The sequence below is a fragment of the Enterococcus sp. NBRC 3427 genome, from assembly GCF_007996925.1.
GTDB classification, from domain to species: domain Bacteria; phylum Bacillota; class Bacilli; order Lactobacillales; family Enterococcaceae; genus Enterococcus_B; species Enterococcus_B lactis.
This window is the reverse complement of the sequence record NZ_BJLL01000064.1, coordinates 1-14,686: the sequence shown is the minus strand read 5'-3', so window position 1 is coordinate 14,686 and position 14,686 is coordinate 1. Positions and strand designations below refer to the sequence as shown.

Annotated in this window: 12 protein-coding genes; 1 reads left to right on the top strand and 11 read right to left on the bottom strand. The window is 40.0% G+C overall.

Annotated features, from left to right (window positions below; genetic code table 11):
- Positions 1-8: 8 nt before the first annotated feature.
- The 6 genes from purR to mprF all read right to left on the bottom strand — a co-directional run bounded on the left by purR (position 9) and on the right by mprF (position 7,257).
- Positions 9-827, bottom strand: a complete 819-nt coding sequence (purR, locus tag ESP02_RS11410; RefSeq protein ID WP_002287345.1) for a pur operon repressor — start codon at positions 825-827, stop codon at positions 9-11.
- A gap of 166 nt (positions 828-993) precedes the next feature.
- Entirely contained in the window at positions 994-1,818 is an 825-nt protein-coding gene (locus ESP02_RS11405) for a metal ABC transporter permease (protein WP_002287344.1), read from the bottom strand.
- Positions 1,791-2,471, bottom strand: coding sequence for a metal ABC transporter ATP-binding protein (locus ESP02_RS11400; RefSeq protein WP_002315885.1), 681 nt, complete (start codon positions 2,469-2,471; stop codon positions 1,791-1,793). The genes ESP02_RS11405 and ESP02_RS11400 overlap by 28 nt, the downstream gene beginning before the upstream one ends.
- 21 nt (positions 2,472-2,492) lie before the next feature.
- Positions 2,493-3,431: a metal ABC transporter substrate-binding protein gene (locus ESP02_RS11395; RefSeq protein WP_002373456.1), complete on the bottom strand. Its 939-nt coding sequence runs from the start codon at positions 3,429-3,431 to the stop codon at positions 2,493-2,495.
- 246 nt (positions 3,432-3,677) lie between these two features.
- Entirely contained in the window at positions 3,678-4,529 is an 852-nt protein-coding gene (gene ispE, locus ESP02_RS11390) for a 4-(cytidine 5'-diphospho)-2-C-methyl-D-erythritol kinase (RefSeq protein ID WP_002293073.1), read from the bottom strand.
- 154 nt (positions 4,530-4,683) lie between these two features.
- Positions 4,684-7,257 (bottom strand): bifunctional lysylphosphatidylglycerol flippase/synthetase MprF, encoded by a 2,574-nt coding sequence (mprF, locus tag ESP02_RS11385; protein ID WP_025478417.1) that lies wholly within the window; start codon positions 7,255-7,257, stop codon positions 4,684-4,686.
- Positions 7,258-7,397: 140 nt separating this feature from the next.
- Here mprF and proC point away from each other — a divergent pair, with 140 nt between their 5' ends.
- Positions 7,398-8,204 (top strand): pyrroline-5-carboxylate reductase, encoded by an 807-nt coding sequence (gene proC, locus ESP02_RS11380; protein WP_038399140.1) that lies wholly within the window; start codon positions 7,398-7,400, stop codon positions 8,202-8,204.
- A 78-nt stretch (positions 8,205-8,282) separates the two neighbouring features.
- Here the strand turns inward: proC and rny are convergent, their stop codons facing one another.
- From rny to ESP02_RS11355, 5 genes are all read right to left on the bottom strand, one after another.
- Complete coding sequence (gene rny / locus ESP02_RS11375; protein WP_002287336.1) at positions 8,283-9,839, bottom strand: ribonuclease Y; 1,557 nt, start codon at positions 9,837-9,839, stop codon at positions 8,283-8,285.
- Positions 9,840-10,257: 418 nt separating this feature from the next.
- Positions 10,258-11,307, bottom strand: a complete 1,050-nt coding sequence (recA, locus tag ESP02_RS11370; RefSeq protein ID WP_002293077.1) for a recombinase RecA — start codon at positions 11,305-11,307, stop codon at positions 10,258-10,260.
- A gap of 108 nt (positions 11,308-11,415) precedes the next feature.
- Positions 11,416-12,657 (bottom strand): competence/damage-inducible protein A, encoded by a 1,242-nt coding sequence (locus ESP02_RS11365; RefSeq protein WP_002373450.1) that lies wholly within the window; start codon positions 12,655-12,657, stop codon positions 11,416-11,418.
- A gap of 170 nt (positions 12,658-12,827) precedes the next feature.
- Entirely contained in the window at positions 12,828-13,406 is a 579-nt protein-coding gene (gene pgsA / locus ESP02_RS11360; RefSeq protein WP_002310442.1) for a CDP-diacylglycerol--glycerol-3-phosphate 3-phosphatidyltransferase, read from the bottom strand.
- Between the two features lie 208 nt (positions 13,407-13,614).
- Complete coding sequence (locus ESP02_RS11355; RefSeq protein ID WP_002310444.1) at positions 13,615-14,538, bottom strand: RodZ domain-containing protein; 924 nt, start codon at positions 14,536-14,538, stop codon at positions 13,615-13,617.
- Positions 14,539-14,686: the final 148 nt, after the last annotated feature.

Genomic DNA, 14,686 nt, shown 5'->3' with positions numbered 1-14,686 from the left:
ACAACCTCTTATTCTGAAAAATAATTTCCCGGCACAACCGTGATGTTTTTCGTTTGAGTATCTACATCTTTGACATAAAGCAGTGACGTATAATCATCGATAGCGCGATGTCCATTGAATTTCGATTCGGCAAATACAGTGATGCCAACAAGTTCTGATTCGAATTCTTCGATCAAGCTCTTCATTCCGTTGACTGTTCCGCCGCCTTTCATAAAATCATCCACTACAAGGACACGTGAACCACGTTTCAAGCTTCTCTTAGACAATTCCATTTTTTCAATTCTTTCAGAAGAACCGGACACATAGTTGACACTTACTGTTGATCCTTCTGTTATTTTTGAGTCTCGGCGTACAATAACGAATGGTGCATTCAGATAATAGGACACAGCTTGGGCAATAGGTACGCCTTTTGTGGCTACAGTCATTACAGCATCGATTTTTTCACCAAGGTATTTAGAAGCAATGATTCTTCCAACTTGACGCAGCAGTTCAGGTTCTCCTAACAAATCAGAGAGATAAACATATCCTCCTGGAAGCAGACGATCTTGTTCTGATAGACGTTCTGCTAGAGATTCAATATATTTTTTCGCCTCTTCATATGAAATTTCAGGGATGAACAATACACCACCTGCAGCACCTGGGATTGTTTCCAAGGTTCCATACCCTCGTTCTTTAAATGTTTTCTTGATGATTCCCAAATCTTCACTGATGGAAGATTTAGCAGATTCATAACGTTCGGCAAAGCTTGTTAAGGAAATCAATTCATGCGGGTGATTCAATAAATACTGTGTCATGTCAACCAGACGTTCACTGCGACGTACTTTCACCTATTCCAACTCCTTTTAAGAAATTTTATCGTTTTACATTATATAAGTTTTTCTTCAAAAATTCGAGCATTTTATGAAAAAATAAGAAAATAGTTCGGTATTTATTAAAATAAAAAGAAGCCTATAAAAAATTTTTCGTTTTTATCAGGCTTCTTTTCTTTATCATTCAGTTATTTTTTCTTCTGAAGGCAACCAATATTCGTTTGATGATATTTACAATCAGGAACAAAGCAATAAAGACTAATGTGATTGTTGCTCCTGGAGGGGTATCTAGATAAAACGAGCTAGTCAATCCTGACAGCATCCCTAGAAATCCGACACAAACACTGATAGCAATCACAACATTGAAACTTTTGCCTAACCGCATACCGATTGCTGCAGGAAGAACCATGATTGCGGATATCAAAAGTGCACCGGCAATCGGAATCATCACAGCAATAGCTACACCAGTAATCACATTGAACATCATTGACATCAAATGAACGGGTAATCCATCTACATGAGCGGTATCCTCATCAAAAGTCAGTACATACATCGGACGTTTGAATAAAAAGAACAATATACCGATCGCAACGAATAAGATTCCTAAAAAGATGACTTGCTCCCAAGTAATGGTCACGATCGAACCAAACAGATAAGATTGGATACTTGTTGCAGAATTCCCGCCACTCAGATTCATTAATACTAAAGCTAGCGCTAAACCGCCAGCCATTAAAATGGCAATGGAGATTTCCGAATAAGTTCGGTAGATTGTTCGCAGATATTCCAATATCACAGCTGCTAGCACAACAACTAGCATGGTCGTAAGTGTAGGATTAAGGTTCAAAAAGAATCCTAACGCTACCCCTGCTAAAGAGACATGGGAAAGTGTATCAGCCATCAGCGATTGTCTTCTGATCACTAAAAACACACCTAGCATCGGGGCGATCCCCGCAATGAAGATAGCCGCAAGAAAAGCTCTTCTCATGAATTCATATGAAAGCAACGCCATTGAGAATCCTCCTTTCTCACCAGTCGGATCTGTCTGTCCGCATACTGTTTGATATCTTCATGATCATGAGTGATCATTAGTACTGATTTCCCATGGACATGGGCACTATGTCGGAGAAGACGATAAAACTCATTTCTAGACTCTTCATCCATTCCTGTTGTTGGCTCATCAAGGACAAATAAGTCAGGATCAGTAGCAAAAATACGTGCTAAGCTGATCCGCTGCTTTTGTCCGCCAGACAATTCACCTATCCGCCGGTTTCGCATATCCCACATCCCAACAGCTTCTAGAGCCCGCTGTACGTGTTGATGATCTTTTTCAGAGAGACGCTTGAACCAGCGGCCTCTTGGGTATCTTCCTGATCGGACTAATTCGATTACCGTACTTGGAAAACCTGCATTGAAAGATGCAACTTGTTGGGGAATATAGCCGATACTTAATTTTTTTCCCTCTTGATTTTTCTCAGCAATCTTTATCGTTCCTTTTGAAGGTTTCAGTAATCCTAACGATGCTTTCACCAAGGTTGACTTGGCTGCTCCATTTTCTCCAGTCAAAATGACAAATTCACCCGCGTCTACATGATAGGAGACATCTTCTAGTACTGGCTCATCATCATAATAAAAGGTCAAATCAGATATTTCGATGTAACGCACCTTATAACCTCCATTCTAGACTTAATTGATACTTTCTTTTAAAGCTTCCAGATTTTTTTCCATGACAGAAATATAATTTTCGCCTGCTTTGATTTGTTCATTGGTCAAGCTTTCTAAAGGATTCAACACCTCTAACTTCACACCCGTTTCATTCGACAATGTCTCTGCCACCTTCGAAGAGGCGTTTTCTTCAAAGTAAATCACTTTGATGTTGTTTTTCTTCACAAATTCTTTTAGTTCAGCTAAGCGGCTTGGTGTTGGTTCCTGATCTGGCGAAACACCTGAAATCGCCACTTGTTCTAAGTTGTATTGATTCGCTAAATAAGCAAAAGCAGCATGCTGAGTGACGAATGTGCGGTTTGTCGCATTTTTGAGTTCTTCGGAGTATTTTTGATCCAGTGCTTCAAGCTTTTTGATATAAGCATCAGCATTCTTCGTAAATATTTCCTTTTTATCTGGATATTTTTCGCCTAATTCTCCAGCAATTGTTCTGACTTCTTTTATAGCTAATACCGGATCGAGCCAAACATGGGGATCATATTCATGCGCATGATCATGTCCTTCTTCTGATTCTTCGTGTTCATCTGCTTCTTGAGATTCTAAGCGGTTAATTCCTTTAGCTGCTTCAATCATCAAGGTCTGTTTGCTGTCCACTGAATCCTTCAACGAATCCACGAAAAATTCCATGTCTGAACTATTATACACGAAAACATCTGCATCGGAAATTTCTGCTCTTTCTTTTGCGCTTGGTTCAAAATCATGAGGCTCCGTTCCGGCAGGGATCAAAAGTTTCACGTTTCCTTCGTCCCCTACGATCTCTTTTGTAAAATCATACATCGGATAAAATGTCGTAACGATTGTCAAGTCTTCTTTTTTATCTGCTTCCTTATTCGTATTTCCACATGCTGCAAACAATAAAGCACCTATCATTACCGTAGCTGTCAAAAGATATTTTTTCATCTATATGCTCCTTTCAAATAAACAAATCGTAATTTTACGATTTATCAACGTGAACTAATGTATCAAAATAAAAAAACGCCGTCAATAGAAATCCATAAATTTCTGATTTAAACGTGGATATTCTGATTAAATCGTAAAATGGATGAGTTAACACTCATGTTTAAGCTGTTCATTACAATAAAAAAACTGAAGAATCCCATTTTAGGACTCCTCAGTCTTTCCTTACCTGTTTTACTTCTTCTATTTTTATTGCAAGGTTCGTACTAAATAAACTTCTTCACAAAAACCCTTTAACCCATTATATACTCTCTGCGCTCTTGAATAATGTTGGCACAAGGCAAAAACGGTTGGTCCGCTTCCACTCATCAATGCAGCATCTGCTCCGTACTTGACCATACGCTCTTTGATTTGATGGATGACTGGATGCCGGTTTCCCGTTACATCTTCTAAACTGTTTCCCATTTTTTTGATCATCTGCTGATAATCTTGCTCTCGGATGGCTTCAACAAGTCCGTGGATATCTTGATGTTGGATAGCTTGCGTATCTACTTCCCTAAACACTGTACGTGTGGAAACACTCATTCTTGGTTTGACCAACACAACCCAGCACTGTGGCATAGAAGGTAATACTTGGATTTCTTCCCCTTTACCTCCGACAAAAGCCGTACTTCCATATACACAGTAAGGAACGTCTGTACCAACTTCCAAACCGATCTCTGCTAGCTCTTCTAATGAACAGCCTAGATTCCATAATTGGTTGATCCCTCTTAAAGCAGCTGCACAGTCTGTACTTCCTCCGCCTAATCCAGCGGCTACTGGAATATTCTTCTTAACAAAGATCTTGACACCGGTTTTGATATTGTATTTGTTTTTTAATAATAAAGCAGCTTGATAAACATTGTTACGCTCATCTACCGGTAAAAATGCTTTATTTGTTTCTACAATGATTTTGTCTTCTGCTATTTCTTCAAAAAATAGATGATCTGCCAAGTCTACGCTTGACATCACCATTTCCAACTCATGATACCCATCTTGCCGCCTATATAATACATCCAGTCCTAAATTTATCTTGGCTGGCGCTTTTTCAATCAATTCCATCCTCTCACCCATTCGAAAAGTCTAAGTCGCAAGTATTCTATCATAGGGAAAAATAAAAGTATAGCTTATGTCCGCCTAGCTGTTGATTTTGTCATCGTTTCAACAGCTTTCATAGAAATTTTCTCTTCATAATCCAAATAAACTCTAGTGATTCTTATAATTCTGTGAGCACTTCTTCTGCCAAACTCGGCACATTTCCTTTTTCTTTCCCTATCAAACTGAGCAGCTGCATGGTAGCAAATCCGAAATTACTTCCTTTCCGATATGCAAAGTAGCGACCTTCCCAATGATCGACATATTTCAATTTCTTTTCATAAGCAGACTGGAAGGAATAGAAAAAATTACCATAATTATATACGATATGCATGACTTTTTCTTGAAAGAAAGAAAAATCTGTTTCTCCAACATTTGCTAAAGGTGCTAATCCCAGATTTGCTTCCAGATAGCCCATTTTCTCGTATACAATGAACAAATTAGCTAATAGATAATCCGCTAATTCCTCAGGCTCTTCAGGCAAGATTCGAAGTAAATCATAACCCGCTTGTTCTTTCGTCATCGGTTGAGCGGTGATGAAGCCCACGACTTTTTGATCTTTACGGACAATACCAACGCCACTGGATAATACATAGGATTCATCAAATCGTCCCACAGAAAAGTATTTTTCTCGTGCACCGTGAAGCCATTTTTGTGAAACTTCATTTACAGCTTGATGTAATTCTTCTGGTAGTTGGTCATACCAAGTGAAATGGTATCCTTCTTTCATCAAACTTTGATATTCAAGTTGCTGACTCAGCCGAGACAAGTCTTCTGTCGCTAGATCAACAATTCCTGCTTCACCTACTTTCGTGAAATGAAAGCCCAATTCGTGAAGCATCACTACGTAGCTTTCTGATATCTTATAAAAAGCAAGCTGATAACCTAAACAATCTGCTCGTTTCATGAACTGATTCGTTGCTGCCCGCATCATTTTGGGATTACCAATTGGATCTCCTAAAACAAAGCATTTGTTCCCTTTGATTTGATAGCCAAAAACGACTTGGTCATGGTCGTCTTTTTGGTAATAAAAATAACTGTATCCTGGCAAGCGAAGCTGATGGCTTGTAGCTGTGCCTCCGTATGTTTCCAATAAACGGTCAAAACGTTCTTTTTCGTACTCACTGCCAAGCGTCGTAGTATCTTCTGCTAAGTATTGATAAAGCGCCACTAAAGCTAGCAACGAGATGCCCAAACCAATGAGCCCTGAGAACCACACATCATCTGAAGGAAACAAAATAAAATGGTTACCTGTTATCCGTCCAACTAAAAAGCGTCCACTATGATAACCCGCAATTGCGTAAACAATAAATAAGAAACCGAACAAGCTAGCATCAAAGAGTATAGCTCCCCAAGAATAAACGAATTTTGTTCGATAAAATTCTTTTCTAGATAACCACACAGCCAATAGAATCAAGACATATACCAATAACAATTGCCAAGATAATGTACGTGTGATCGTATTTAAAATACCAAAAGCTAGTAAAGCGATCGTAGGCAGAAATGCCTTTTTGACTTTTACTGAAAGCGCTCGAGCAAGACCGAGCAATAAAAAGCCCACTAGTAGGTTCAATGTCTGGTCTAAAAAGTTGAACGAGAACGGCAATAATACCTGAAACAGCCGACTAATTGCAGACAGATTAGTGATCGTTGACAGGAGTACCATCATGATCCCTGCAAAATATACAGCACTTACGAGCACGATATGCGCAACCTTTTGGAAAAATAATCGCGGTATATTATCTAAAAATCGATTGATTTTGACTCCTGTATGTGTGATGAACAATAGAAGTCCCGTCAAAAAAGGCAGGACATAATAAAACAACCGATAATATAACAACCAAACTACTGCTACGTCTTGCCGAACAGACAATTGACTCATTCCTAAGATCATCAAAACATCAAAAGTCCCCATTCCACCTGGGACCATTGTCAACATTCCTATCAGCGTCGCAATCATGAACATAGGATAGATCGAAAACATGGAAATATCTATTCTCATCAACTTGCCGATAGTCAGAAATACCGCAAGTGCCCCCGTCCATTGTCCAAAAGATGCCAGTAGCAGACCAAGCAAGCCTTTTGGATAAAACTCAGAGAACAAAGTCTTTCTCTTTAGATAAGCAAAAAAGAAAATGACTGGTGCTAAAAAACTACCGCCGAAAAGCCAGATCCAATAGCTCCGAAAAATACTTTCTGACTGAATAAAAAAGACATCAATAAATGTAAGAAACGACCATACAGACAAACCAGTCAGCATAAATAGTGCGACTTTTGAAACAGTCACTAACACCATTTTCCTATTTGTCTGCTTTCCATAAAAACTAGCCCGCAGACTTGCTCCTACCACACCACCAAAACCGGCGAGATTGTTGATCGTGTTTGTTACCCACGCAGCAAGAAGAAACTCTTTTCTTTCCATTTTTGGTTTTCCTTGTTTTTCTAAGACTCTGATCGTCACCCAATCATACAACAACATCGGAGTGACACCCAGCAGTCCAGCCAGAATCATGAGCAGGATCGTCATGTGGCTTTGTTGTCCCATCCTTTGCCAAATATCTTGCCAACTCATGCCATTAGCAATATTTGCGACTTGATTTGCCACAAAGACTAACACGGAGCCGAAAAAAATCAATTTTAAAATCAGACTATGTTCCTTTATCCATTGCAGCATCAAGTATCGTTTATTTTTCACATTTTCCCATTCCTAACTTGTATACTTTTGTGTTATACCCCAATGTTATCTTATTTATTTTAATTTTTCCACTTTAGACCTGTTCTTTGCTTGCGATCATAGAAAAAGAAAGATATCCTAATGCTAAAGGAGAGGATAACATGAAAGTAGGATTTATCGGTACAGGGAATATGGCACAAGCTATTATTGATGGTTTATTGAAAACAGGAACAGTCTCGAAAGAAGAAGTGTTCGTTTCCAGTGGTCATTTTGAAAATGCACAAACATTCGCTGCTGAAACTGGCGTCCATGCGTGCAAAAGCAACCAGGAAGTTGCATCAAAATCAGATATCATTCTTTTAGCCGTGAAACCAAAAATCATTGAAAAAGTATTAAAAGAACTAAAAGAATACAGCCAGAAGGTCTTATTCATTTCTATTGCTTCAGGAAAATCATTAACAGATTTAGAAACAGCGCTTGAAGATCCTCAGGCCTCCATCGTACGAGTGATGCCGAATGTCAATGTCAGCGTAGGAGCAGGCGTTTCTGCGATTTGCAAAAATGAAGCTGCCACGGAGGAACAGCTTCAACAAGCCACGATAATTTTTGAAGCAATCGGTAGCATCTATCCTTTAGCAGAAGCAGATTTCAGTACATTCATCGGCCTTGCTGGCAGCTCGCCCGCATTCATTTATATGCTGATCGATGCGATGGGACGGACTGGTGTATTAAATGGTTTGTCCAAACAGACAGCAACTGAAATTGCTGCAAAAGCAATCATGGGTTCTTGTCAAAAATTCCTTTCAAGTGATAAAAATCCATGGGAACTTGTAGACCAAGTTTCTTCTCCTGGTGGTACGACCGTTGCCGGTGTAGTTGCGCTAGAAGAAGCAGGATTCATCCCAGCAATCATCAAAGGAATCAATACGACGATCGAGAAAGATCTTGAGATGTTGAATAAAAAATAATGATAGCAATGTTTTTTCGTACCTTACAAAAAAAGAAGAGCTGCGGCTTTTGCCGCGACTCTTCTTTTGTGTTTACTCTTATTTAGCATAATCAGTTGCGCGAGTTTCCCGAATAACGATTACTTTGATATGTCCAGGATAATCCAGCTCTTCTTCGATTCGTTTACGGATATCGCGTACTAAACGAACAGCGTCCAGATCCGAGATTTCTTCTGGTTTGACCATTACCCGAACTTCGCGTCCAGCTTGAACGGCGTAACTTGATTCTACACCGGCGAAGCTGTTCGAAATATTTTCCAGACTTCTTAAACGACGGATGTAGTTTTCCAATGATTCACTTCGCGCACCAGGTCTTGCTGCTGAAAGCGCGTCTGCTGCAGCTACAAGGACAGAGATAACAGAAGTCGCTTCCACATCGCCATGGTGAGAAGCGATTGCGTTGATTACTACTGGGTTTTCTTTGTACTTGGCAGCTAATTCCGCACCGATCTCAACGTGAGATCCTTCAATCTCATGGTCAAGTGCTTTTCCAATATCATGGAGCAACCCGGCACGTTTTGCTAATTGGATATCTTCGCCAAGTTCTGCTGCTAAGATACCAGCTAATTTTGCAACTTCGACCGAATGCTTCAAGACGTTTTGTCCGTAACTAGTTCTGAATCTCAGACGTCCGATGATCTTGATTAGATCTGGATGAAGTGTATGGGCACCGACTTCAAATGCTGCTTCTTCCCCGTATTCACGAATACGTTCATCCATTTCTTTACGAGATTTCTCGACCATTTCTTCGATTCGTGCTGGATGGATTCGTCCATCTTGTATCAGTTTTTCCAAGGTCATTCGTGCGATTTCTCTTCGGATTGGATCAAATCCGGAAAGAACAACTGCTTCAGGTGTGTCATCGATGATCAAATCGATACCAGTCAGCGTCTCAAGCGTTCGAATATTACGACCTTCTCGTCCAATGATACGACCTTTCATTTCATCATTCGGAAGGGTAACGACTGAAACAGTCGTTTCTGAAACTTGATCTGCTGCGCAGCGTTGAATCGCTAATGATAATAAGTTTTTCGCTTTGCGATCTGCTTCTTCTTTGGCACGCTGTTCAGATTCTTTTACCATTAGAGTTAACTCATGATTCAGCTCTTCTTCAGTCGATTTCATGATGACATCTCGTGCGTCCTCTTTTGATAAACCAGCAATTTTTTCTAGTTCTTTTTGTTGATCTTCAATCATTTTTTCAACGTCTTTTTCTCGCTCTTCAATTAATTGCTGTTTTGAACTAAGTGCTTCTTCTTTACTTTCAAGTGAGTTCTCGCGTTTTTCTAACGAGTCATCTTTACGATTCAGCGTTTGTTCGCGTTGAATCAAACGATTCTCTTGAGATTTTAATTCTAACTTACTTTCTCTCAGCTCACTTTCAACTTCAGAACGGTATTTCTGATTTTCTTCCTTAGCTTCTAACAATGCTTCTTTTTTTAGAGTTTCTGCTTCTTTTTTTGCACTATCGATGATCCCAGCAGCTGATGATTGTGCACCAGCTATTTCTTTCTCGTGACGTGACTTTGCGACCATAAACCCTAAACCAAGACCGACAATTAAACCGATGATAGCGAGGAGAATGTTGAATACCATAAAATCCACCTCCATACTATCTTTTTCATTTTTATCATCTATACAGCTTCTATGATAAATTATTCTAAACTTGTCAATATGCATCTTCGCATATATGTGTACAAAAAACATGCACAACTTTATTCTAATGTTTGTACCCCGTAGTGTCAACTTTAAATAAACAAAGAAACGGCTTTCTACTTATTCATTAAACGGTGGTTTTTAGAATAAATGACACTAGTTTCATATAGGTAAACCTTCAAGTTGAGAAACTTTTTAACTAAATTACTTTTTGTAGTCGAATAGATATTTTTTATTTTATGTAGCTACTCGTATGATTAAATAACTCAAGATTTCTTTGTTCTTTATTCAATAAAAAAACGGCAGGTCAAGGAGAGTATCTACTCTTCAGACCAGCCGTTTTTATTTATGTTGTTTATTATTCTTCTTCTAAAGGTAATTCTTCTTGGCCTTTTGTATCTTCTGGGACAGCCACTTCTTCACCAATGCCATAAGCTGCTCTAACTAGAGCAGAAACTTCTGCCATCATTTCAGGATGATTAGCCATATAGATTTTAGCGTTTTCCCGTCCTTGACCAATCCGATCTTCTTTATAAGAATACCAAGCACCGCTTTTATCAACGATGTCTTTTTCTACTGCCATGTCTAGAAGTTCTCCTTCTTGTGAGATCCCTAAACCATACATGACATCTACTTCAGCGATTTTGAAAGGAGGTGCTACTTTGTTTTTTACGACTTTGATCTTTGTACGGTTACCAACAATATCTGTTCCTTGTTTCAATTGTTCTGCACGACGTACTTCTAAACGGATCGTTGCGTAGAATTTCAATGCGCGTCCTCCAGGAGTGATTTCTGGATTCCCAAACATCACGCCTACTTTTTCACGGATTTGGTTGATGAAAATAGCGATTGTTTTTGTTTTGTTGATCGAACCAGAGAGTTTACGCAATGCTTGAGACATCAAACGTGCTTGTAACCCGACATGTGAGTCACCCATTTCGCCGTCGATTTCTGCTCGTGGAACTAAAGCAGCAACTGAATCGACTACTACGATATCTACAGCCCCACTTGATACTAAAGCATCAGCGATCTCCAGACCTTGTTCTCCTGTGTCAGGCTGTGAAAGAAGTAGTTCATCGATATTCACGCCTAATTTTTGTGCATATTGCGGATCTAACGCATGCTCAGCATCAATGAAAGCGGCCGTTCCGCCATTTTTTTGTACTTCTGCAATAGCGTGTAGCGCCACTGTTGTTTTACCTGAACTTTCAGGTCCGTATACTTCGATGATACGTCCACGGGGGTAACCGCCGACACCTAAAGCGACATCTAACGCAAGAGAGCCACTTGGAATTGTAGAGATTTGTTGGTCGATTTTTTCGCCCAATTTCATAATAGAGCCTTTACCATAGCTCTTTTCAATTTTTTTCAGTGCAGCATCTAAGGCTGCTTTACGATCATCTGCCAATACGATAATCCTCCTTATATTTACAAATCAGAGCAACATTTCATTATCCTTATCATATCGTTTTTAGTAATAAAAAGCAAGAAAAAACCGAACAAATATTCGCATTTATCATTTTCTTAAAAGCTGTTTTCTCAAAAGATCAAATCCTTGCATAACCGCATTATATCTGATAGCCGCACGGTCTCTGCCAAAATGATATTTTTCTGAAACCACGCCATCTTTAGATGAAATAGCGATCCATACTGTTCCTGCAGGGTGACCTTCTAACGTGTCCGGTCCAGCCACTCCGGTGAAAGCTACACTGTAATCTGTTCTTGCTATCTCACGTGCTTGAATGGCCATCTGCTCCACACATTCTTTGCTGACTGTTCCATATTCTGCTAATAGCTCCGGATCAATCTCCAGAAAACCAGCTTTTGTTTGGAGCGAGTAGGTAACGAAGCCGCCTGGAAATACTTCAGATACACCAGCAATATCGCCCAATGCGGCTTGGAAGGCACCGGCTGTCAAGCTTTCCGCCGCTGTTACAGTCTGCTTGTTTTCTTTCAGCAGTTCCACTACGACTTTTGCTAACGAATTATCATCGCCATATCCATAAAAATATTCTCCTACTCGTTCTTGAATCTTTTCTTCCAATGCTAAAAGAGCTTGATTTCCTGCCTGAACATCCTTTGTTTTCACTGTTAGACGCAATGTCACTTCATTTGGTTTGGCATAAGGAGCGATCGTTGGATTGATCTGTGTCTCGATTAGATCTTTTAGTTCAGTGACCAGTCGCGATTCACCAATCCCATAAAAGCGCAAAACTTTAGAAATCAGTTTTTCTTCAGAAGGAAAACGTTCCTCTAGTAAAGGACGTACTTGTTCCACAAACATTGGTTTCAACTCATTAGGCGGACCGGGAAGAAGGATATATGCATGTGTATCTGTTTGATAAAAAGTCCCTAAAGCAAGCCCTGTACGATTTGGTAGAGGAACCCCGCCTTCGATGATTTGGGACTGTTGCAGATTGTTTTTGGTCATTTTTCGATGGGTTGTTTCAAAATATGCCAATAATTTTTTGTATCCTTCCGTATTTTGTATGAGAGACTTACCGAGGTGAGCCGCAGTTGCTTCTTTTGTCAGGTCATCTTCTGTCGGTCCTAATCCGCCACATAAGAGTATGAGTTCACTTCTTGTTTCAGCTAGAGCAATCAACTCTTCTAAACGTTGCTGATTATCTCCTACGACTGTCTGATAATAAACTTCGATACCTAGATCAGCTAGCTGTTCTGACAAGAAAGTGGCATTCGTATTCACGACTTGTCCTAGTAAAAGTTCTGTTCCGACAGCTATTATTTCTGCTTTCATTACTTCCCGCTCCCTTATATAGTATACGCTGTACTTATATATTTTTTTATTTAAAAAGAGGGCAAGGCTGATCCATGGACCAGCCTCTCCCCAGTTCTTTTTTCATTATATGATCAAATTATTTTCGCTTTATCAAGAACCGACGAATCTGACCATCCACAAAACAATACCTACATTGATCCTTTGAACACGCCGCTATTTTTGATGAAGTAATCCGCACCTGAATAGATAGTAAAGATCAGACAAGCATAAAGCATGATTTGGTCTACTGGAATACTAATCAGATTGAATGGGATATTATTGATAAACAGCAAGATAATAGCAACCATTTGTGTAGCCGTCTTGACTTTTCCCGGCCAAGCAGCAGCCATGACTTCTCCATGTTCGACAAGTAGTAAACGTAAGCCTGTGACGGCTAATTCGCGGCAGACAATAATCGCGACTACCCAACCTGGGGCCTTTCCTTGGTCAACCAACATGATAAAAGCGGTCATAACTAGCATTTTATCTGCCAGTGGGTCCGCAAATTTGCCAAAGTTAGTGACAAGACCTCGTGCACGGGCAATTTTTCCGTCTAACCAGTCTGTGATGCTGGCTAATGCAAAAATAACTGCGCCTACTAGCTGCGTGACAGCCAGTGTGGTGTCCCCTACGTTAAGTTGTCCCCAATCTAACGGTAATCCTACAACCAAAATGAAAATCGGGATCATACAAATTCTAAGTACAGTTAATTTATTTGGTAAATTCACATTATCGACTCCTTTCTTCCCTATTCTACGTGACTATCCGCGAAGTTTCCACCGATATTATTTACTTTTCCGAACGAATTTATTCAACGGAGCATTTTTATTGAAATTGATCTTTTGGAAATAACGAAGAAGGACCGCGACACAGATTTGTCACGATCCTTCTTTTTTATGCCTACAAGTAAATAGATGAATAAACTCATTTGTACGATCACTCTGCGTATTGGAGAGTCAGGTTCACATTTTTAGGACTCTGATTGTTTTCCCCTGGATTAACTGGTACGGATTCTCCATTCGCTTTGATCGTCGCATTGCTTGCTGCACCGATCGTAATGGTCGCATTGGCCGCTGTTTCCGGTAACACGGTACTTTGTGTTTCATTTGCTGCCAGTGTTCCTTGATAAACATAAGCATTGTCTACTAGCACACCGATCCACACACGATTGACAGCGGTAAACTCAAGAGTGACAGGCTTGGTAGCATCTGTAATATTTACTGCGATGGCACTGCCGGAATCCTCTCCTGCAGCTATTGCCATTTTCTTTTCTTCACTTGATTCTGTTGTTGACTCTACTGTAGAAGACTCTTGGGTCTGCGTGCTTTGCTCTGAGGAAGAGGACTCCTCGACTGATCCTTCTACTTTGAGCGAAGAAGCTGTATCGCCGATTATTGGATCAGCTTGACGATCTTGCCAAGTCATATAGCCTACGACAACGACGATCGCCAAAGCGACCAATCCTAATAAAATGACAGGAAGACTTGTCCAAAAACGACTTGGATGCGATTCTTCTTGATGTATTGCTTTTCTGGAAGTACTTACTGTTTCAGGCTGCGGACGTTCAGGGACCGATCCTGTCAATTTGCTTTTTCCATCAAAAACATCGACTAAATGGTCTCCATCTTCTCCTACAGCTTCAGCGTATTGCCTAATAAACGCCCGTACGTAAAACTTACCAGGCAATTGATCAAAATCATCATTGTCGATTGCTTCCAAATAACGTTTTTGAATTTTTGTAATCTGCTGTAATTCATCTAAAGATATCTTTTTATTCAGGCGTGCTTGCCGTAATTTTTCTCCGATGGTTTCAAAAGCCACTCGTTCATCTTCTCCAGTCTGTTTGATTCTCCGAAGCATCTGCTGTTGCAACGAAAGACGTTATGTTTGGGGGCTGTGACAAAAGTCGTGTCACAGCTCCTTTTTCCGTATAAACGGCGTTCTCCTGCCAACTCCTCGGTCACAAGCCACAATATCCATAAAACATGAGCAGCTGTTTTGTGAACTT

Excerpts from the sequence above, each read along its gene's own strand:
- ESP02_RS11405 (WP_002287344.1), bottom strand. The coding sequence starts at position 1,818 with ATGGCGTTGCTTTCATATGAATTCATGAGAAGAGCTTTTCTTGCGGCT.
- ESP02_RS11395 (WP_002373456.1), bottom strand. The coding sequence starts at position 3,431 with ATGAAAAAATATCTTTTGACAGCTACGGTAATGATAGGTGCTTTATTG.
- ispE (WP_002293073.1), bottom strand. The coding sequence starts at position 4,529 with ATGGAATTGATTGAAAAAGCGCCAGCCAAGATAAATTTAGGACTGGAT.
- proC (WP_038399140.1), top strand. The coding sequence starts at position 7,398 with ATGAAAGTAGGATTTATCGGTACAGGGAATATGGCACAAGCTATTATT.
- rny (WP_002287336.1), bottom strand. The coding sequence starts at position 9,839 with ATGGTATTCAACATTCTCCTCGCTATCATCGGTTTAATTGTCGGTCTT.
- ESP02_RS11365 (WP_002373450.1), bottom strand. The coding sequence starts at position 12,657 with ATGAAAGCAGAAATAATAGCTGTCGGAACAGAACTTTTACTAGGACAA.
- ESP02_RS11355 (WP_002310444.1), bottom strand. The coding sequence starts at position 14,538 with ATGCTTCGGAGAATCAAACAGACTGGAGAAGATGAACGAGTGGCTTTT.